Origin of the sequence: Kocuria sp. CPCC 205297, from assembly GCF_040981035.1 — a bacterium.
In the GTDB taxonomy this organism is placed as follows: Bacteria; Actinomycetota; Actinomycetes; order Actinomycetales; family Micrococcaceae; genus Kocuria; species Kocuria marina.
The window spans coordinates 35,131-53,993 of record NZ_JAVKPY010000010.1 but is presented as its reverse complement, the minus strand read 5'-3'; the positions used below and the strand labels follow the sequence as shown (position 1 = coordinate 53,993).

Annotated in this window: 17 protein-coding genes; 12 read left to right on the top strand and 5 right to left on the bottom strand. The window is 69.7% G+C overall.

Annotated elements, in window-relative coordinates:
* The first annotated feature begins 35 nt into the window (after positions 1–35).
* Positions 36–1,037, top strand: a complete 1,002-nt coding sequence (locus tag RF650_RS10510) for a GDP-L-fucose synthase family protein (RefSeq protein ID WP_368814926.1) — start codon at positions 36–38, stop codon at positions 1,035–1,037.
* 126 nt (positions 1,038–1,163) lie between these two features.
* Positions 1,164–1,520 carry a zinc-binding dehydrogenase gene (locus RF650_RS10505; protein ID WP_368814875.1) on the top strand — a complete coding sequence of 119 codons (357 nt, stop codon included), beginning with the start codon at positions 1,164–1,166 and terminating at the stop codon, positions 1,518–1,520.
* 70 nt (positions 1,521–1,590) lie between these two features.
* Here RF650_RS10505 and RF650_RS10500 read toward each other — a convergent pair whose 3' ends face one another.
* The 3 genes from RF650_RS10500 to RF650_RS10490 form a co-directional block, all read right to left on the bottom strand.
* Positions 1,591–1,806, bottom strand: coding sequence for a phosphatase PAP2 family protein (locus RF650_RS10500; protein WP_368814925.1), 216 nt, complete (start codon positions 1,804–1,806; stop codon positions 1,591–1,593).
* A 173-nt stretch (positions 1,807–1,979) separates the two neighbouring features.
* Positions 1,980–3,239 carry a lipopolysaccharide biosynthesis protein gene (locus tag RF650_RS10495; RefSeq protein WP_368814874.1) on the bottom strand — a complete coding sequence of 420 codons (1,260 nt, stop codon included), beginning with the start codon at positions 3,237–3,239 and terminating at the stop codon, positions 1,980–1,982.
* On the bottom strand, positions 3,233–4,087 hold the full coding sequence (locus RF650_RS10490; RefSeq protein ID WP_368814873.1) for a glycosyltransferase family 2 protein: 855 nt from the start codon (positions 4,085–4,087) through the stop codon (positions 3,233–3,235). Before RF650_RS10490 ends, RF650_RS10495 begins: the two co-directional genes overlap by 7 nt.
* 375 nt (positions 4,088–4,462) lie before the next feature.
* On the opposite strand from RF650_RS10490, the gene RF650_RS10485 reads away from it, so the two are divergent.
* The 7 genes from RF650_RS10485 to RF650_RS10455 all read left to right on the top strand — a co-directional run bounded on the left by RF650_RS10485 (position 4,463) and on the right by RF650_RS10455 (position 12,804).
* Complete coding sequence (locus RF650_RS10485; RefSeq protein WP_368814872.1) at positions 4,463–5,107, top strand: YveK family protein; 645 nt, start codon at positions 4,463–4,465, stop codon at positions 5,105–5,107.
* Positions 5,104–6,366 (top strand): hypothetical protein, encoded by a 1,263-nt coding sequence (locus tag RF650_RS10480; RefSeq protein ID WP_368814871.1) that lies wholly within the window; start codon positions 5,104–5,106, stop codon positions 6,364–6,366. The genes RF650_RS10485 and RF650_RS10480 overlap by 4 nt, the downstream gene beginning before the upstream one ends.
* Before the next feature lie 40 nt (positions 6,367–6,406).
* Complete coding sequence (locus RF650_RS10475) at positions 6,407–8,056, top strand: hypothetical protein (RefSeq protein ID WP_368814870.1); 1,650 nt, start codon at positions 6,407–6,409, stop codon at positions 8,054–8,056.
* A gap of 80 nt (positions 8,057–8,136) precedes the next feature.
* Complete coding sequence (locus RF650_RS10470) at positions 8,137–8,673, top strand: DapH/DapD/GlmU-related protein (RefSeq protein ID WP_035964957.1); 537 nt, start codon at positions 8,137–8,139, stop codon at positions 8,671–8,673.
* A 5-nt stretch (positions 8,674–8,678) separates the two neighbouring features.
* Positions 8,679–9,794 (top strand): glycosyltransferase, encoded by a 1,116-nt coding sequence (locus RF650_RS10465; RefSeq protein ID WP_368814869.1) that lies wholly within the window; start codon positions 8,679–8,681, stop codon positions 9,792–9,794.
* Between the two features lie 126 nt (positions 9,795–9,920).
* Positions 9,921–11,117, top strand: coding sequence for a phosphoglycerate dehydrogenase (gene serA / locus RF650_RS10460; RefSeq protein WP_064845622.1), 1,197 nt, complete (start codon positions 9,921–9,923; stop codon positions 11,115–11,117).
* A gap of 58 nt (positions 11,118–11,175) precedes the next feature.
* Complete coding sequence (locus RF650_RS10455; protein ID WP_368814868.1) at positions 11,176–12,804, top strand: DASS family sodium-coupled anion symporter; 1,629 nt, start codon at positions 11,176–11,178, stop codon at positions 12,802–12,804.
* Between the two features lie 175 nt (positions 12,805–12,979).
* Here RF650_RS10455 and RF650_RS10450 read toward each other — a convergent pair whose 3' ends face one another.
* Positions 12,980–13,564, bottom strand: a complete 585-nt coding sequence (locus RF650_RS10450) for a Dps family protein (protein ID WP_368814867.1) — start codon at positions 13,562–13,564, stop codon at positions 12,980–12,982.
* A gap of 696 nt (positions 13,565–14,260) precedes the next feature.
* Here RF650_RS10450 and RF650_RS10445 point away from each other — a divergent pair.
* Positions 14,261–16,309 carry an FAD-dependent oxidoreductase gene (locus RF650_RS10445; protein WP_368814866.1) on the top strand — a complete coding sequence of 683 codons (2,049 nt, stop codon included), beginning with the start codon at positions 14,261–14,263 and terminating at the stop codon, positions 16,307–16,309.
* Positions 16,310–16,481: 172 nt separating this feature from the next.
* Here the strand turns inward: RF650_RS10445 and RF650_RS10440 are convergent, their stop codons facing one another.
* The gene (locus RF650_RS10440) at positions 16,482–17,213 is read right to left on the bottom strand and encodes a hypothetical protein (protein WP_368814865.1); all 732 of its coding nucleotides are present in this window, start codon (positions 17,211–17,213) and stop codon (positions 16,482–16,484) included.
* Positions 17,214–17,494: 281 nt separating this feature from the next.
* Here RF650_RS10440 and RF650_RS10435 point away from each other — a divergent pair, with 281 nt between their 5' ends.
* On the top strand, positions 17,495–18,340 hold the full coding sequence (locus RF650_RS10435; protein WP_131333631.1) for a DUF3662 and FHA domain-containing protein: 846 nt from the start codon (positions 17,495–17,497) through the stop codon (positions 18,338–18,340).
* A gap of 1 nt (position 18,341) precedes the next feature.
* Positions 18,342–18,863 (top strand): FHA domain-containing protein, encoded by a 522-nt coding sequence (locus RF650_RS10430; RefSeq protein WP_131333633.1) that lies wholly within the window; start codon positions 18,342–18,344, stop codon positions 18,861–18,863.

Sequence of the window (18,863 nt, the reverse complement as noted above, 5' to 3'; positions counted from 1 at the left end):
ACACCGCGGCCGGCCAGGAGCACTGGCCGCACACGGTGAGCGACCCGGCCGATGCCCGCACCACCGACGACGTCGCCTACACCCCCGGCGCGCTGGACCGCTCCGCGCCGTTCTACGTGGCCGGTCACCGCGGTCTCGTGGGTTCCGCCATCTGGCGTCACCTCCAAGACGAGGGTTTCGAGAACCTGATCGGTGCGAGCTCCCGTGAGCTGGACCTGCGGGACCGCGCGGCCGTGGAGGCGTTCATGGCCGAACACAGGCCGCGCTACCTCGTGCTCGCGGCGGCCAAGGTGGGCGGGATCGGTGCGAACAATTCCCAGCCCGTGGACTTCCTGTCCGACAACCTACGGATCCAGCTCAACATCCTGGACGCCGCACGCACCGAGGGCGTGGAACGCGTGCTGTTCCTGGGCTCCTCCTGCATCTACCCCAAACTCGCGGAACAACCGCTGCGCGAGGACTCGCTGCTCACGGGGTACCTGGAGCCCACCAACGACGCCTACGCGATCGCCAAGATCGCCGGCATCCTGCACGTGCAGTCGATGCGACGCCAGTACGGGCTGCCGTGGATCTCCGCGATGCCCACCAACCTCTACGGCCCCGGGGACAATTTCTCCCCGTCCGGCTCCCACGTGCTGCCCGCCATGATCCGCCGCTACGACGAGGCCGTGCGTGCCGGTGACACCGAGATCACCAACTGGGGTTCGGGTTCACCGCGGCGCGAGTTCCTGCACGTGTCGGACCTGGCCACGGCGTGCCTGTACCTCATGGAGCACTACGACGGGCCCCAGCAGGTCAACGTGGGCACCGGCGAGGACGTGACCATCAAGGAACTCGCCGGTCTCGTGGCCGCGGCCACCGGGTACGAGGGCTCCACCTCGTGGGACACCTCCAAGCCGGACGGGACGCCCCGCAAGCTCATGGACGTGTCCCTGTTGCATTCGCTGGGCTGGTCCGCCTCGATCGACCTGCCCACCGGGCTCGACGACGCCGTGGCCTGGTACCGCGCGAATCGCGAGCAGGCGCGGGGCGCCTGAGCGACCGGATGCCCCACTTGATGCGGGCCATCTCCGCTGCCCCGCGGGGATGGCCGCGGCGTGCCGACCGCAAATAGCAGGGGAGCCCGGCGTTCAGAGCCGAGCGCCCTGCTCGAGAAGGCGGCCATGAACATCCACGCCTACGTGGTCGATCACGTCGATGCGCCGTTCCGGTGGGAAGAACTCACCGTGGACGAGTCCGTTCCCCTGGAACTCGCGGGCCCCCTCGCGTGCGGTATCACCACCGGGGCGGGAGCTGTGCTCAACACCGCGAACCCCGGCCCGGGTGAATCCGTGGTGGTCTACGGTGTGGGCGCCGTGGGGCTCGGGGCCATCATGGCTGCCCGCAATTCGGCCGCAGCCACGATCATCGCGGTGGACCTGCATGACTCCCGCCTGGAGCTCGCCCAGCGCTACGGGGCCACGCACGTGATCAATTCCGGGAAGGAGGACTCGCTGGAACGGATCCGGGAGATCACCTGAGGGGCAGCGGACTACGCCATCCAATGCACCGGTGTGATCGCCGTGCTCGAGGAGGCCATCGAGGCGGTGCTCACGCTCGAGTGAGCTCCGCCCGCCGCGTCGTGGGGCGCCACGCGTCCACGCCCACGACCAGGCCGAGGATCGCGATCACCAGCAGCAGCGAGGCCGTCACGTCCGTGAGCCAGTGGTACCCCAGGTAGAGCCGACTGAACGCGACCACCCCGATCAGCACCACCCCCGCCGCGGCCACCCACCATCGGGTGAGCGGGGAGCGGGAGGGGCGCAGCGTCGTCGTACCCGTTGCGGCCTCAAAGGACGACGCCGCCGCGGTACCCGCCGCCGGTGACCGCGGGCTCGTCGAGGCGCCCGCGCAGGAAGGTGGACCGTCCGGTCGCCGGGGTCGAGGTGGTCATGTCGTCATGCTGCGTCCGCAGACCGGGAACGGGCTGTGCGTTGGCCCTACGCCACCAGGAGCCAGCAGCCCGCCAGCCCGATGGTTGAGAGGACCGCAGCCACCAGGAACGACCGCCACGGCGCACTGCGTCCCACCAGGACGTATGCGACGAGGACCACGGCGAACTCACGGATGACCAGCAGCGTGGCCGCGAGGTGCAGGTCGAACGACGCGACCCATGCGATCAGCGCACCGAAGACCACGCCGATCACCGGACCCACGAACGTCTTCCAGGCCGCACCGGTGCGCACGAGCAGCACGGAGGCCGCCCAGGACAGCACTACGGGGAAGGACACCATGGCGATGAACGGCACCATGGACATCGCGGGTTTCCAGTCGCCACCCAGCAGGGGCGTGAGGACCACACTCGCCGCGAGGGCGATCAGCACGCACGCGAACGCGAGCATGAGCGCGCGCAGCAACAAATGGTCACTCGCGCTCCGGATCTCCTCCGGGGTCTCCTTGTCCGCGATCCCCACGCGCACCACGTTCGCGGTGGACGCGGCCAGGGCGTCCCCCGGGGCGCGGCCCACGGCGCTGCCCGCGGTGTAGGTACCGAGGACGGCGGTGCCGGCGAACACGGCCATGAACAGTCGCTCGGCCTGGCCCTGGAACCAGGACACCAGCGCGTAGCTGGACATCGTGCCCATGTCGGAGAGGATCGAACGCTCGCCCGGCGTGGAGTGCGGCAGGGGCTGGGTGTTAAGGCGCGCACGGCGCCAGCACAGCAGGGCGAACATGCCCTCCGTGACGGCCAGCTGCAGGGCCGGGCCCAGCAGCGAGTGGGTCAGCACCAGGATGGTCCCGCCCACGAGCAGACCCGCGAGGGAGGCCCGCAACTGCATCCGGGCCAGGGTCCCCCACTGGTTGGTGGCCTGCAGCGTGCCCACGTACAGCAGACCCAGGGCCCCGAAACCGGGCGCGAGCGCCACGGGCAGCACCTGGAAGAACTCGCCCCAGTTCTCGAGCGTCCCGTTGTGCAGAAGGAACAGCATGAGCCCGGTAAGGATCACGAAGGCCAGGACGGGCATGATCACCCGGTAGCGGTTCATGATCTTCATGCCCCCGGGTTCGGTCAGCACACGGATCACCGCGAACCGGGCCCCGGAGTCGATCGTGACCTGGATGGCCGTGTAGAGCAGGGTCACCACGTTGTAAATACCCACGTAGTGCGGGGACGTGAACGCGGCGAGCGTGAGGATCACGATCGCGGAGGACATCCGCGGGATCGCGCGCTCGATGAGCGACTTGATCTGGTTCAGCATGCCGGCGCCGGGATGAGGGTGGCGGCTCTCGCCAACTGACGCCGCGCGTAGTGCCGCGTCCCGGGACGCACCCCGGCCACGATGGCCTCGAGCTGTCCCCCCGTGCCCCGGATGGATCCGGGGACCCCGCCGTTGGCCTCGAGCCACGGCCGCCCGGAGGCATGGGCCCACGCGGTCCACGCGCGCCGGATCTCGGGGTCGGAGACGACGCGCTCCAAGTAGGTGTCCGAACTCGACAGCTGGCTCTCACTCAACCGGTAGGCCACCACGGGGGTGGCCAGTTTCACGATCCGGGCCCCGGCGCGCAGGGCGTCGAACCACAGGACGTAGTCCTCCGCGGTGTTGGGCCGCGCGTAGGCGTCCGCGGCCACGAGCGCCTCCCGGGTGGCGAGCATGCTCGAGTGGAACAAGGGGTTGACGAACGGCAGCAGCAGTCCGATCTCGCGGGTCGTGAGACTGCCCGGGTACCCGGGGCGCGGGAGCATCCCCCGCCCGAAGCGGATCCCCGTGCCGCACACGATGTCCGCATGGCGCACGGCCCGGAAGCCCACCCGGAAACGCCACGGCAGGGAGATGTCGTCCGAGTCCATGCGGGCCACGAGCTCGCTGTCCGTGGACTCCAGGGCCCGGCGCATGCACGCCACGGTCCCCCGGTTGACGGCATCGGTCCGGACGACGACGCGGCGGTCCGTCACCCGGCGGGCCGCACGTTCGGTCTCGACGTCCGGGCCGTCCACGGACACCACCAACTCCGCGTCCCGCGGCATGGCCCGCAGCGTGGAGCGCATGGCGCTCTCCACGGTGGCGCCCGCCCGATAGGCGGGCATGATGACAGTAAGCCTGGGCATGGTGGTCCTCTCCCCCGTCACCACATCCCACTCCACCCGTCGAGGCTCCCCGGAGTGAGAAATTGCTGACAAATTCTTTGTCATATAAACAATAGATCACATGGAGGCTATCATGGTTACAGGCATCCGCGGCCCAGGGAGACCGCGCACCGGTTTTACCCCCGGTATCATGCGGATGTAGCGGGCTGTAGGGGTTGTTTCCAGGGGGTTCTGCGAACCGTCCACGGGAATTTACGGCCCGCGGATCGAAGTAAATCTTGTCCCCTAAACAGGGGTAATCAGATAAAGATTAGTCCACATTCAGGACGACAAATTTAATCAAAGGGGTGTGCTCTCGTCGGGCTGACGGGAGCACAGAGGAAATTGGGGGATCACGTGTCTTCACGTGCACGCAACACAGTTGCCAAATTCTTGGGCGTCGTCCTGAGCACCATCGTGCTCGGCGCGCTCGTCGGAGGGCTCGCCGCGGCGCTGCGACCACAGACCTACACATCGACCACCACCGTGATGGTGACCCCGGCGCAGAACCTGCCGAGCGGTCAGACCGAATCTGTGTCGCAGTACATCCTGAGCAACATGCCCACGTACAACAACCTGGCCATGACCTCGAGCGTGCTCAACGAGGCCGCGGATCACGGCCGGAGCACGGACGACATCGCCAAGGACCTCTCCGTGGAGGTCCCCACCGGCTCGAGCCTCGTGAAGCTCGCGTACACGGACACCGACGGTCAGCGCAGCGCGGCCATCGCCGATGACCTCGCGACCGGCCTGCGGGACTCCATCCGGCAGTTCTCGCCCCAGAGCGAGGGCATGTCCCAGGTGGACGTGGCCATCGTCCAGCAGGCGGAGGCCGCCACGTCCGACAACAAGCCCAGCGTGAAGCGTTGGGCCCTGATCGGCTCCGGGATCGGGGCCGTGGCCGGCATCGCCCTGGCGCAGGCACTCGGACGGCGACGCCGCTCCAACCGGCACCCGTCCGAAGCCACCGCGGTGAACCGCTCGAGTTACTCGGCGTCGTGAACTGGCAGCGTGCCGTCACGTTGGACCGGGTCCCGATCCTGACACTGATCGTCTTCCTGCTGGTCAGTTGGGCGTCCACGGTGTACTTTCTGGACCACTCCGTCGTGACGATCCCCAGCCCCTTCACACCCGTGTGGGGTGCCTACGACCACGAGGACGCCGCGCGCCTGGTGTCCTGGGCGATCGCGGGGCTGATCCTGGCCCTGCTGGTCCCGCTCCCGGGGGCCACGGTCTCCTGGCGTTCGCTCATCCACACGGTGGGCGCCCAGGTGCAGTCACTGTCCTGGTTGTGGTTGCTGGTCACATTCGGGACCCTGGCATTGATGATCCTCACCAAGGGTCACTTCCTGCTGGAGGCGCCCCGGTACCTGGAGTTCGTGGCACCCGCACCGCTGGTCTCGGCCGTGAGCGTGGTACAACCGGCGGCCGTGCTGGCGGCGGGGTTCCTGTCCGTGAAGCATCCCACGTTGGCACGGGTGGCCATGGTGTTGTGGCTCGTGGTCCTGTTCGCGTCCGCCACGCGGGTGTTCGCCGGCGTCATCCTGCTCTACACGGTGGGCAAGTTCCTGGCGGGCGGCAGGGTGTCCTGGCTGGGCTGGCTCGGCACGGCGATCATCACCGTGATCCTGCTGCCCATCCCGCTCTACTGCCGTGAACTGAACATGCACGGGTTGATCCCCTACGCCCATGCGATGGAGAAGATCCTCCAGGACCCCGCGTTCTTCGGGAAGTCCCTGGTGACCACCACGAGCAGTTTCGGGTTCAGTGTCCCGCTGTTGATCTTCGTGAGCCGGCAGCAGGGGATCACGGCGTCGGACATGCTCATTTCGCTCAACCCCGGCCCGGGATCCATGGTGGGCTGGTACGACATCCTCTTCCACATGCGCGTCCACGAGTTCATCCCGTATTCCGCGCTGGGTGAATGGGCCAGCTTCGGCGGGTTCGTGCTGCTGCTCTTCACGCTCGTGTGGGCCCTGGTGGTGCGGATCTGCCTCAAGAGCGTGGCGTCCAACCCCCACCCCACCATGGTGCTGTTCCTCTCCGCGGTACTGGGCATGTCCTTGCTCATGGTCGTGATGATCACCCAGTACAACACGCGCGCCGTCAGTCGGATCGTGTCCATGATGGTCCTGGTGACCATCCTGGACCGGCTCGTCCGGCCCTGGACCGCACGCTATCTGCAGCGCCGGTCCGCGCGACTCGCGCGATGGCACCGCGCGGACGGGGTGCGTGAGGATGCAGTCATCGGTGCGGGATGAGCGGGCCCCGTCACGGGGAGTCTCCGTCACGCGCCGTGGGTTGTTCGTCCTGACCGGATCCGCGGCGGTCCTGCTGGCCGCGTCCTGCGGGGAGGATCCGGACCGGACCACGTGGACGCGGGGCGCGGATTCCCTGCCCGACCGGCAGGTCTGGGCGCACATGGTGCCCCAGGGGTTGCCGCTGAGCGAGGATCCACAAACCCACTACGGCAGTGAGCGCCCACTGTTCCTCGCCCCGGCGGACACGCCCTACCCGCAGCTCGTGCAGTCCCAGCTGGACCAGGCCCGGGCCGCGGGTCTCACGGGGATGCAGATCCTGCTGCTGGAGGACGTCAACTCCGGTGACGACTTCGTCACCGACTGGATGGCGGCGGCGGACCCGACCTGGCAGGACGGGGCCCGCGGTTTCGCGGTCGCCGCGTGCCTCCAGGCCACGTCCCGCTCCGGGGCGGAATCCCTGATCCGGGAGTACGTGGCCGCGGCGGGGGACCGCCCGTCCGCCGCGCGGATCGACGACGCCCTGGTCGTGTGGGTCTACGACGCCCGTGCGCTGTCCCCCGACGACTGGCTCGCGTGCCGCCGCAGCCTCGAACGGGACGGGATCGCCGTCTACATCGTGGCCGAGCTGCGCACCGCCGCGAGCCAGAACGACAATGCCTTCGACGCGGCCGCCGTGGACCCGTACGCCGGTCTCTTCGAAGCGGTGTGGCTCTTCGACGACCACGACTTCATGATCCTTCCCGACGTCGCCCGCTGGGCCCGCGAACACGACACCGCGTTCGCGGGTGGGATCCTGCCCGGGTACAACCGGGAGACCACCAACGGCGGGTACGTGGATGCTCGGGCCACCGAACTGTGGCGCTCCCAGTGGCAGCTGCAACGCGATGCCGGCGCCGGGTGGGCCACCGCGGTGACCTGGAACGACGTCGTGGAACGCACGGCCGTGCAACCGACCACCGACTGGGGCACCACGCGCGCGGACCTCACGGCCCACTACGCGGCGCAGTTCCGTGGCGAGAGCCCGCCCACCCGGGACCCCGTGGGGTACGTGACGTCCCCCCAGTTCGTGCTCGAGGGTCGTAACGTCCTGGCGGAGGGCCTGGTGATCAACCACGGCGCGGACCCCGTCCGGGTGCGGGTGCGCGTCATTGCGCTGGACGAGCGCGAACTCGCGAGCTCCGACCCCGTCACGGTCGCCGCGGGCGAGGCCGGGGCGGCGGTGCTCGATCGTGGGATCGAGGCGGACGCCGGGAGCTGGGTGTACGCCGTCGTGGACGTCATGGACGGGACCGGGCGGAAGCTCAGCAGCACCCGTGGGGCGCCGGTCGTCGTCTACGCGCCCGAGGACCCGGCCGTCCCGCAACCCGCTCGCCGCACGTACTACTCGCTCGCCTCCGATCGCAGCGCGGCGTTCACCGACCTCGTGACGCCACCGTCCCGCGACGCCGACGCCCGGTCCCTCCGGCTGACCGCACGCGAACCCGTGCGCTCGCTCGAGGTGCTGCACAACACGTGGCCCGCCGGCCTCGCCGTGGGACAGCGGGACGTGGCGTACGAGGATCCGCCGCGGAGCATCGTGGGCGGGCAGGACGTGACCACCCCGGCGCACGGTTTCACGGTGGCGCGCGCCGTCGGTCAGGACGGCACCATCGCCTATTCCACCCCGGTGTACCGCCGGGACGACCCATGAGAAGACCTCCGAGGCACGCACCTCGGCACGCAGACCACGACCATCGCGCCGCCATCGCGGTTGCGGGCAAGGGAGAGAACATGACACACACGACGAGACGCCTGGCCACCTTCACCGGCCGCGGTTACGACAAGGGCCGGGGGGCGCTGCAGTGCGCCGCGTGGGCCCTCGTGGCGGAACCGCTGCAACGCTCCGTCCTGTGCCCGCCGCGCGTGCGCACCCGGATCCTGCGGGCGTTCGGTGCGCGGATCGGGGACGGCACGTTGATCCGCCACGACGTGCGGATCCACTGGCCCTGGAAGCTGAGCGTGGGCGAGAACTCGTGGATCGGCGTGGGCGCATGGTTGCTCAACCTGGAGCCCATCACGATCGGCTCTGACGTGTGCGTGTCGCAGGGCGCCATGCTGTGCACGGGCAGCCACCGCGCGGACGACCCGGCCTTCGAGTTCGACAACGCCCCCATCACGGTGGCCGACGGCGCATGGATCGCCCTGCGCGCCACCGTCCTGCGCGGCGTCACGGTGGGCGAGGGCGCCGTCGTGGGAGCCACCGCGCTCGTCACGCGGGACGTCCCGGCCGGGGAGCGCGTGCTCGCCCCTGTGGCCACGAAGGCGTGAGCAGCATGCGGATCCTGCAGGTCGTCGCCCTGGTCTCGGGGACCAATGCATACGGCGGACCCACCACGGTGGCCCTCAACCAGTGCCGCGCGCTCGCCGCCGCCGGGCACGACGTGATCCTCGCTGCGACCGGCTCCGATCTGGGCGCGCCCCTGCCCACCGAACGCGACGGCGTGCGCACGCAGCTCTTCCGTCCCGTCCAGGCCCTGCCGGGTGCGGGTTTCGCGGGTCTCACCTCGCCGGCCATGCTGTCGTGGCTGCGCCGGGTCGCGCCGACCGCGGACGTGGTGCACGTGCACACGGCGCGTGACCTGCTGACTCTGCCGGCCGCGTGGCTCGCGGAGCGCGCGGGCACCCGAACCGTCCTGCAGACCCACGGGATGATCGATCCGTCCGAGAATCCCCTCGCGGGGCCCCTGGACGCCCTGCTGACCCGGCGGGTGCTGCGGGACGCGCACCGGGTCTGCTATCTCACCCCTCAGGAGGAACAGGACCTCACCGAGGTCGCCCGCGGGCCCGTGAACCTCATGGAACTGCACAATGGGATGCCCGTATCCTCGCGCCCCCGCGTGCCGCGGGAAGACGACGAGTGTCGCGTGCTGTTCCTCGCGCGTCTGCAGGAGCGCAAGCGTCCGCTCGCGTTCGTGGCCGCCGCGCGATCCCTGGCCGAGCGGTTCCCGCGCGCCACGTTCACGCTCGTGGGCCCGGATGAGGGCCAGGGGGACGCGGTGCGCGCGGCGATCGCGGCCGCGGGCCTCGGCGAGCGCCTCACGTGGGCCGGCCCGGTGGACTCCGCGGGCGCGGCGCGGTGGATGGCGGAATCGGACGTGTACGTCCTGCCCTCCGTCCACGAGCCGTACCCCATGTCGGTTCTCGAGGCCATGTCCGCGGGACTGCCCGTGGTCGTGACGGACACGTGCGGGCTCGCGCCCACGGTCGCGCGAACGAGGTCCGGCGCGGTCGTGGACGACACCCAGCCATCCCTCGAAGATGCCCTCGCGCAGCTGATCGCCGATCCCGAGCGGCGACGGCGAGCGGGTCGGGCGGCCGCGGACACGATCGCGCGCGAGTACGGGATGCGCGCCGTCGTCGAGAAGCTGCTGGGCGCGTACCGGGACTGAGCAGACGGCGCGGTCCCGGAGGACGACGCCGCCGGTCACCCCGCGCGCGAGCGCCGCGCTCGGGGGTGACCCGGAATGCTACGTCGTGAAACGGGGCGCCCGCGCCCCACCCCATAGGATGGACGGGTGAAGGCCTTACTGCTCGAGAACATTCATACCGACGCCGTCGACTCGCTGCGTAGCCGCGGCTTCGAGGTGGAGACCCGCAAGGGTGCCCTGGACCCGCAGGAACTGATGGCCGCGCTGGACGGCGTGGACCTGCTGGGGATCCGCTCCAAGACGCGCGTGACCCGCGAAGTGTTCGAGGCGCACCCCACCCTCAAGGCCGTGGGTGCGTTCTGCATCGGGACCAACCAGATCGATCTCACCGCCGCCACGGACACCGCCACGGCCGTGTTCAACGCGCCGTACTCCAACACGCGTTCCGTGGTGGAGCTCGCGCTGGGTGAGATCATCGCGCTGGCGCGTCACCTCACGGACAAGAACTCCGCGATGCACCAGGGCGTGTGGGACAAGTCCGCCAAGGGCTCCCACGAGGTGCGGGGCCGCACCCTGGGGATTGTGGGCTACGGCAACATCGGCAAGCAGTTGTCGGTCGTGGCGGAGGCCTTCGGAATGAACGTCTACTTCTACGACATCGTGGACCGCCTGGCCATGGGCAACGCGACCAAGTGCGATTCCCTGGAGCAACTGCTGAACACGGTGGAGACCGTGACCCTGCACGTGGACGGGCGCGAGAGCAACACCAACATGTTCGGCCGGGAGCAGTTCCGCCAGATGCGCCCCCGTTCCCTGTTCCTCAACCTGTCCCGCGGTCACGTGGTGGACATCGAGGCCCTGCGCGAGGCCCTCGTCTCCGGCCACCTGGCCGGGGCGGGCCTGGACGTCTACCCGTCCGAACCCAAGGTCGCTGGCGAGGCGTTCGAGTCCCCGCTGCAGGGGCTGCCCAATGTGATCCTCACCCCGCACGTGGGTGGTTCCACGGCGGAGGCCCAGGAGAACATCGGCGGTTTCGTCTCCGGCAAGCTCATCGACTACTGCCGCTACGGCACCACGAGCCTGTCCGTGAACTTCCCCGAGGTGCAGCTGGACCCCCACATCCACGGCACCCGGTTGCTGCACATCCACAGCAACCTGCCCGGCATGCTGGCTCGCGTGAACGCGGTGCTCGGCGAGCACGGGATCAACGTGGACCGCCAGCAGCTCGTGACCAAGGGGCAGATGGGTTACCTGGTCACGGACTGCGGCAACGGTGTCACGGAGGACGTCGTGGCGGCCGTCAAGGCCCTGCCCGAAACCATCCGGGTGGCCACGGTCAGCTGAGCCGCGCTGCCGTACGCTGGGATGACCGACCTTTTCCCCACAACGATGTGGAGACATCATGAGTCACCCGGCCGTACCCGGCGCACACCTGCAGAATATGGATCCGGACCCTCACCGCGGTGAGGAGGTGGACTTCCAGTCCCCGGGCGAGCGGGCGGAGGCGGAGAAACCCCGCACCCGCACCGTGCGCTGGATCGGCCTGGCGGGCGGTCTGTTGCTCGCGGTGCTCGTCTACACCCTGATGCCGCAGGACGTTCCCCATGCCGCCCGGCTCACGGCCGCCACGGCCGTGCTCATGGGCGTGTGGTGGATGACCGAGGCCCTGCCGCTGCCCGCGACCGCCCTGGTCCCCCTGGTGGTGTTCCCCACGCTCGGCACGGACGTGAAGTTCGACGCCGTCGGGGCGTCCTACGGCAACAACGTCATCTTCCTGTTCATGGGCGGGTTCCTGCTCGCGCTCGCGATGCAGCGCTGGAACCTGCACCGGCGGATCGCGCTGCTCACCGTCAAGGTGATCGGTACCAAGCCCACACAGATGATCGCGGGGTTCATGGTGGCCACGGGCTTCCTGTCCATGTGGGTGTCCAACACCGCGACCGCCGTGATGATGCTGTCGATCGGCGTGTCCGTGCTGCTGCTCGTGACCAAGATCGGTTCCGGTGCCGACGCCGCGCAGGGCACCTCCGCCGCGCCCGCCCCGGAGGAGATCGACCCCCAGGACAGCGAGGTCAAGGAAGAGATCGTCAAGTCCAACTTCGGCACCGCGCTGATGCTCGGGATCGCGTACGCGGCGTCGATCGGTTCGTTGGGAACCATCATCGGCACCCCGCCCAACACCCTGATGGCCGGCTACCTCTCGGATGCGCACGACATCACGATCGGTTTCGGTCAGTGGATGCTCGTGGGCGTGCCCCTGGCCGTGGTGCTGCTCGCGCTGTGCTGGGTGCTGCTGACCAAGGTGTTGTTCAAGCCCGAGATCACCGAGATCCCCGGCGGCAAGGAACTCATCAACGACGAACTCGCCAAGCTCGGCCCTATGTCCCCGGGTGAGAAGCGTGTGCTGACCATCTTCGTGCTCGCCGCGCTGTCCTGGGTCTTCGTGCCGGTGCTCTTCGCGGATCCCATCATCTCCGACGCGGGCATCGCCATGGCCGTGGGGCTGCTGTTGTTCCTGTGCCCGGCCGGTGCGGCACCGGGCGTGCGCCTGCTGGACTGGGACTCCGCGGTCAAGTTGCCGTGGGGCGTGCTGTTGCTGTTCGGCGGTGGCCTGGCCCTCTCCGCGCAGTTCTCCACCTCCGGGCTCACCGAGTGGATCGGCGAGCGCGCCCAGGGTCTCGGCGGACTGCCCGTGGTGTTGCTCGTGCTCATCATGGCCGGCGGCATCCTGCTGCTCACCGAGCTCACGTCCAACACGGCCACCGCGGCCACGTTCCTGCCCGTGGCCGGCGGTGTGGCCATGGGGATCGGCGTGGACCCCATGCTCCTGGCGATCCCCGTGGCGCTCGCCGCCACGTGCGCGTTCATGCTGCCGGTGGCCACCCCGCCCAACGCCATCGCGTTCGGTTCCGGGTACGTGACCATCGGGCAGATGATCAAGGGCGGGATCGGGCTCAACCTGATCGCCCTGGTCCTGATCACCGCCACGACCATGACCCTGGGCGTGTGGGTGTTCAACCTGGCGTTCTGACCCGCGGTCGCCCATCCGGCGACGACGGCGCGGCGCCGCCTTAGCAGGGTGACCGCAAGCGGCGGCGTCGTCGTTCTCCAAGGCATACGACAGCGTGCGGCGGCACCCGACCGCAGAGGAAGGACCCCCGGACCCGCATGATGCGGATCCGGGGGTCCTTCTACTACATGTGTGGTTACTTCTTCTTGGCGACCCGGCCGCGCTTGACGGCCTTGGCGGCGTCCTTCTCCGTGCGGGCGGCGGAGTTCTCCAGCACGCCGGAATCGGACTCGATGTGCGAGCGCATGAACCACTGGAAGAGCTCGAGCCCGCGGACCTGGGCGATCAGCATGTCCTCGGTGATGGGATCCACGTCGCTGATGCGGGCCAGGGCATCCCGATGGTCGGTGATGACGCCGTCGTAGACGAGGTCCAGTGCCGCGAGGTGCTCCACGCCGGAGGCGCGCTGGACGTCGTAGTCGTCCCACGTGCGCTCGGCCGCGATGGCGCCGGGCAGACCATTCGGCGACACACCCAGGGTGGCCATGCGCTCCGCGAGCTCGTCCACGTACCCGCGGACCTCATCGATCTGCGGGTCCAGCATCTCGTGGACGGAGATGAAGTTGGGACCCACCACGTTCCAGTGGGCGTGCTTGAGGGTCAGTTGCAGGTCGTTGAGCGCGTGCAGCCGCTGCTGCAGGATCTCGGCCACACCGTGGCCCTGCTCCGTGGTGAGACCCGGAACGGTGTAGTTGGCGTTCTTCGTGGATTTCTTGGCCATGACAACCTCCTCGTGGGGCGGTGGTCCCGGGGTGGAACCACACCATGCCGTCTTATTTTGATGTATTCAGAATAACAAGGACGCGAGCATTGCACCAGGGGTCACTCGGGAGCCACCGCCCTGGGGCGTTCGTGGCCTCGGGGTGCCCGGAGATCGGCCAGACGGCGCTCTGGTCCCGAAGCGCCTCCACGGTGCTCTGGCTCCGGAGCGCCTCTACGGTGCCGCGGCACGACACCCCGCTGACGGAACGCGAGTGGGAATCCGCGAGCCGCCCGGATGCGGGCTGTGAACTCCGCCTAAACCGACCCCTCGGCCCATTCCGCCGCGGACGCCGAACGGATCGGGGGTTTCCTGCTGAGCTGGTTCCCGCCGCGCCACACCGAGAAGCTACGCCGGACCGGCCGGGACACCGTGCGCATCCTGGGTGGTTACGTGCGGGGCACCGCTGCGGTGGCGGTGATCGAGATGCTCGCGGTCGCGGTCGGCTGTGGTTGCTCGGTGTGCCGCTCGCGACCCCGCTGACCATGATCATGTTCCTGGGAGCGTTCATCCCCATCGTGGGCGCCGCCCTGGCGGTACCCCCTCACGGCGGTGGCGTGATCCGTGGTCCAGTTGTAGCTGCCACGGCCCGGTCGGATTGGTGATCCAGCTCACGGGCTCTAGGGTGGAAGAAATACCTGAGACCTGGAGTATCGGATGAGTTCCTATCCCCATCTTCTGTCCCCACTGCGCGTGGGTTCGCTGACCCTGCCCCACCGCGTGATCATGGGGTCCATGCATACAGGCCTCGAGGAGGTCCCGGGCGGTGAGCACGAGCTCGCGCGCTTCTACGTGGAACGCGTGCGCGGCGGCGCCGGGCTGATCGTCACGGGCGGGATCTCCCCCAACCCGGAGGGCGCTGCCCGCCGCGGCGGTGCGCACCTCAGCCGCGAGGACCAACTGGGCCCCCACCGCACGGTCACGGACGCGGTACATGGCGAGGGCGGGCTGATCGCACTGCAGCTGATGCACAGCGGACGGTACGCGATGCACGAAAACGCCGTGGCGCCGTCGGCCATCCGCGCTCCCATCAACAAGGTCACGCCGCGCGAGCTGAGTACGGCGGAGGTCGAGAGCACGGTCGAGGACTTCGCGAACGCCGCGCACCTCGCGCAGCGCGCGGGCTACGACGGCGTGGAGATCATGGGCTCCGAGGGATACCTGATCAACGAGTTCCTCGTGGCCCACACGAACGAGCGCACCGACCGGTACGGCGGGTCCGACGCCGCTCGCCGCCGGTTCGCCGCCGAGATCGTCCGGCGCGTGCGCGAGGCCACGGGCCCGGACTTCCTCATCATGTACCGGCTCTCCGCGCTGGACCTCGTGCCGGACGCCCAGCAGTTCGCGCAGGTCCTGGAGCTCGGCCGGGAGATCGAGGCCGCGGGGGCGTCGATCATCAACACGGGGATCGGGTGGCACGAGGCCCGGATCCCCACGATCGCCACGAGCGTGCCGCCCGCGGGGTTCACATGGGTCAGCAGGGCACTGCGCGAGCACCTGAGATTACCCGTGGCCGCGGTCAACCGGATCAACACCCCGGAGATCGGAGAAGCGGTGATCGAACGCGGGGACGCGGACCTCGTGTGCCTGGCCCGCCCGTTCCTGGCGGACCCGCAATTCGTGGCCAAGGCCCGCGCACAGCGCCCCGCCGAGATCAACACGTGCATCGCGTGCAACCAGGCGTGCCTGGACCACACCTTCTCCGGCCGCCGCATGTCATGCCTCGTGAACCCGCGCGCGATGCGCGAGGACGAGCTGGTGCTGGGCCCCACGCGCACCGCGGAGCGGATCGCGGTGGTGGGTGCCGGACCGGCCGGGCTGGCCTTCGCGGAGGCTGCGGCGCAGCGGGGTCACCGGGTGACCCTGTTCGAGGAGCAACCGGAGTTGGGCGGCCAGTTCCAGTTGGCGCTGCGCATCCCGGGCAAAGAGGACTACGCCCACACCGTGCGCTACTTCAGCACGCGCCTGGCCGAGCTGGGGGTCACCGTGCGCACGGGGCACACCGCCACCGCGCAGGACGTGGCCTTCGCGGACCGCGTGGTCGTGGCCACCGGCGTGACCCCGCGCGTCCCCGGCATCCCCGGGGAGGACGGCCCCACGGTGCTCGGGTACAAGGACGTCTTGGCCGGCGCCCCCGTGGGTGAGCGCGTGGCGGTCGTCGGCGGCGGCGGGATCGGATTCGACGTCGCGCACTTCCTCACGCACGACCCGCACTCCGACTTCTACACCGAGTGGGGAGTGGACCGCTCGCTGGAAGCGCGGGGCGGGTTGCTCGCCCCGGCGCCGTCGAAACCGAGACGGCGCGTGACCCTGCTGCAGCGCAGCGCCGGTAAGCCCGGAGCGCGACTGGGCACCACCACGGGGTGGATCCACCGCGCCGAACTGCGCATGGCGGACGTGGAGTTCGTAACCGGGGTGCAGTACGTGCGGATCGACGAACAGGGCGTGCACGTCCTGGCGCCCGCGCAGCGGGATGCGTCGCAGACCGGCGACCCGGACACCGAGGACCGGATCGAACGGATCATCCCCGCGGACACCGTGGTGCTGTGCGCGGGCCAGGAACCCCGCGCCGAGCTCGCCCGGGAACTCGCGGGAGAGAACGGGGAGCGCCCCGTGCACGTGGTGGGCGGCGCGCACGTGGCGGCGGAACTGGACGCGAAACGCGCGATCCGTGAGGCCGTGGAACTGGCCGCGTCGCTGCCCTGATACGGCGTCGCAGTCACGACGCGATCACAGAACGCCCCGCTGTCAGTGTGCAGCGGGGCGCTCGGTCAGCGGCTCATAGGGGCGTCCCCGGTGATCCGCCCCCGCCTCCCCCCCCACGAAGCGACAGGCGCGAGGGGGGGGCAAGACGGTATGTAAGCGGCGCCTCGGGACGTCAGCGCGCGGTGACGCTGCCGTCCTGCACGTTGACCGTGTACTCCTTGTCCCGGTTGTCGATGTCGAGCTCAACTTCCCAGCGCACGACGTCGTCGTCCTCGTCCAGGGAGGCCTCGTCCAGCACCTTGGTGCCCGACTCGGACTCGGCGGACTCGAAGACCCGCTTGATCGCGTCCTTCGCGCCCACGGCCGCGGCACGCAGCTCGGCCACGTCGTCCTCGTCCGCGCGGCCGTCCGCACGGTCCTCCTGGACGTCCTTGCCCGTGGCGTCCACCGTGACCTGGTGGGCGTTACCGTCCGCGATCAGGTCCACCTCGAACTTGTCCGCGCGGCGGTCGTAATCGATCTCCACCACGTCACCACCCTGGTGCCGGGCCAGCGCGGAGTCCACGGCGGCCAGCGCGGCGGCCTGCCCGCCGTTGACGGCCGCGCCGGACGCCGAACCGCTCGGGCTCGCACTGCCGGACGCGCTGCTCGTGGGCGAGGCGCTGTCGGACGGCGAGGCGCTGTCCGTGGCGGACGCGGTGTCGGACGGGGATGCACCGGTCGCGTCGGGCGTGGCCGCGTCCTGCGTGGTGCCGGTGGCCGCCGCGGTGGCGTCCCCGGCGCCCTGGGTCGCGTCGTTCTGCGCGGGGGCCTGGTTCTGGGTGGTGTTCCCGCAGCCCACGAGCAACGAGGCGCTCAGCAGTGCGGCGGAACCGAGGGTCAGGATCTTCTGGGGTCGCTTCATGGTCCCGAGTATCGCCCGCCCCGGGGGACTGGGTCGAGGGTCCGTCGGTAGAAGTCGCAGTGTGTTGACCACCCGCGCTGCACCGCGGTACGCCGCGACGCGCCGGGCCGGCCACCGCGTCCTGCCCGGCCGGGCGCGCTCCCAGCGGGATCACGCGCGCTGTCACCGCCCACTCAGCCTGTCCGGCTACTATTCTGAACACTGTCCATGACCGTGTGTACCGCCGCCCCCTGCGGTCGCACGCCGCGCAGCGCCACTGGCTGACCGAGGAAGGAGGCGGGATGGGTTTCTGGACCGGGCTGGAGAACGGGATCGAGAAGGTGGTCCGCACCGCCTTCACCGCGGGTTCTCGCAAGCGGGTCGAGGCCGTGGAGATCGCAAGCGCCCTGCGCCGTGAACTGGACCAGGAGTCCTTCACCGTTCCCGCGGGCCGCACCATGGCACCCAACGTCTTCACCGTGGAGTTCTCCGACGACGACTTCCCCCGGGCCCAGGAATGGGGCGTCCAACTGGCCGAGGAACTGTGTGACGTCGTCATCCGTCACGCGCGCTCGCAGGCCTATACCCTGCAGGGCGCGGTGCGCGTGAGCTTCACGCGCCAGTCCGAACTCGAGGCCGGCCACTTCGACATCCTATCCTCGTTCGAGCGCACGAGCACACCGGAGGTTCCCGCGGACGCCGGGACCTCCGCGCGCGCACCCCAACCCCCGGTGCCCGCCCCGCACGCCCGCCCGCGCGATGGCCAAGCCGCTCATTCGGCCGACGACGACGCTGCGGACCACGTTCCCGGCGGCTATCACGACCCGGTCGACGACCAGGCCGGGCTGCAACCGGTGCCGGTGATCCAGGTGGGCGCCGAACGTTTCACGCTCAACGCGGACCGCGTGAGCGTGGGCCGCTCCGCGCAGGCGGACGTGACCGTGGAGGACACGGGGGTCTCCCGCGAGCACCTCGAAATCCGGCGCCAGGGGGACCATTTCCTGGCCGTGGACCTCGGTTCCACGAACGGTTCCTATGTGGACGGCCAGCGGATCCAGGGCAGGGCCCAGCTCGTGGACGGTTCCGTGATCACCGTGGGGCGCACCAGGTTGACCTTCCGACTGATGCTCCCGAGGGAGAGGCGCTGACGTGTCCGAACTGACCGTGACCCTGCTGCGCTACGGATTCCTGGCGCTGCTGTGGATCTTCATCGCCGCCGTGGTCTTCTCCCAGGCGCGTGACCTGACCGTGGGCGGCAAGGCCCGCGCGGCCGTGCGCGGTGGCCGCGAGAAACTGCGTGACGCCCGCGCACGGGAACCCCGCCAGGAGGCACCCCAGAACCCCCGCCCCGCCGCCCCCACCACCGGGGGTGCGCGTACGCGCGCGCAACAGCTCGTGGTCGTGGACGGCCCGCTCGCCGGGCGGAGCTTCCAACTGGGATCGGCCCCCGTGATGCTGGGCCGTTCCGCAGAGGCCACCATCCCGCTCGAGGACGACTACGCCTCGGGGCGCCACGCCCGCCTGTTCGCGCAGGGATCCAAGTGGTTCCTGGAGGACCTCGGGTCCACGAACGGCACCTACCTGCAGGACCAGCGACTGTCCCGCGCCACCGTGGTGGACCCGGGCGCCCGGTTCCGGGTGGGGCGCACCGTGATGGAACTGAGGCCGTAG

Coding starts and splice junctions, on each gene's coding strand:
- RF650_RS10505 (WP_368814875.1), top strand. CDS start 1,164: ATGAACATCCACGCCTACGTGGTCGATCACGTCGATGCGCCGTTCCGG.
- RF650_RS10495 (WP_368814874.1), bottom strand. CDS start 3,239: ATGCTGAACCAGATCAAGTCGCTCATCGAGCGCGCGATCCCGCGGATG.
- RF650_RS10490 (WP_368814873.1), bottom strand. CDS start 4,087: ATGCCCAGGCTTACTGTCATCATGCCCGCCTATCGGGCGGGCGCCACC.
- RF650_RS10470 (WP_035964957.1), top strand. CDS start 8,137: ATGACACACACGACGAGACGCCTGGCCACCTTCACCGGCCGCGGTTAC.
- RF650_RS10465 (WP_368814869.1), top strand. CDS start 8,679: ATGCGGATCCTGCAGGTCGTCGCCCTGGTCTCGGGGACCAATGCATAC.
- RF650_RS10455 (WP_368814868.1), top strand. CDS start 11,176: ATGAGTCACCCGGCCGTACCCGGCGCACACCTGCAGAATATGGATCCG.
- RF650_RS10450 (WP_368814867.1), bottom strand. CDS start 13,564: ATGGCCAAGAAATCCACGAAGAACGCCAACTACACCGTTCCGGGTCTC.
- RF650_RS10445 (WP_368814866.1), top strand. CDS start 14,261: ATGAGTTCCTATCCCCATCTTCTGTCCCCACTGCGCGTGGGTTCGCTG.
- RF650_RS10440 (WP_368814865.1), bottom strand. CDS start 17,213: ATGAAGCGACCCCAGAAGATCCTGACCCTCGGTTCCGCCGCACTGCTG.
- RF650_RS10435 (WP_131333631.1), top strand. CDS start 17,495: ATGGGTTTCTGGACCGGGCTGGAGAACGGGATCGAGAAGGTGGTCCGC.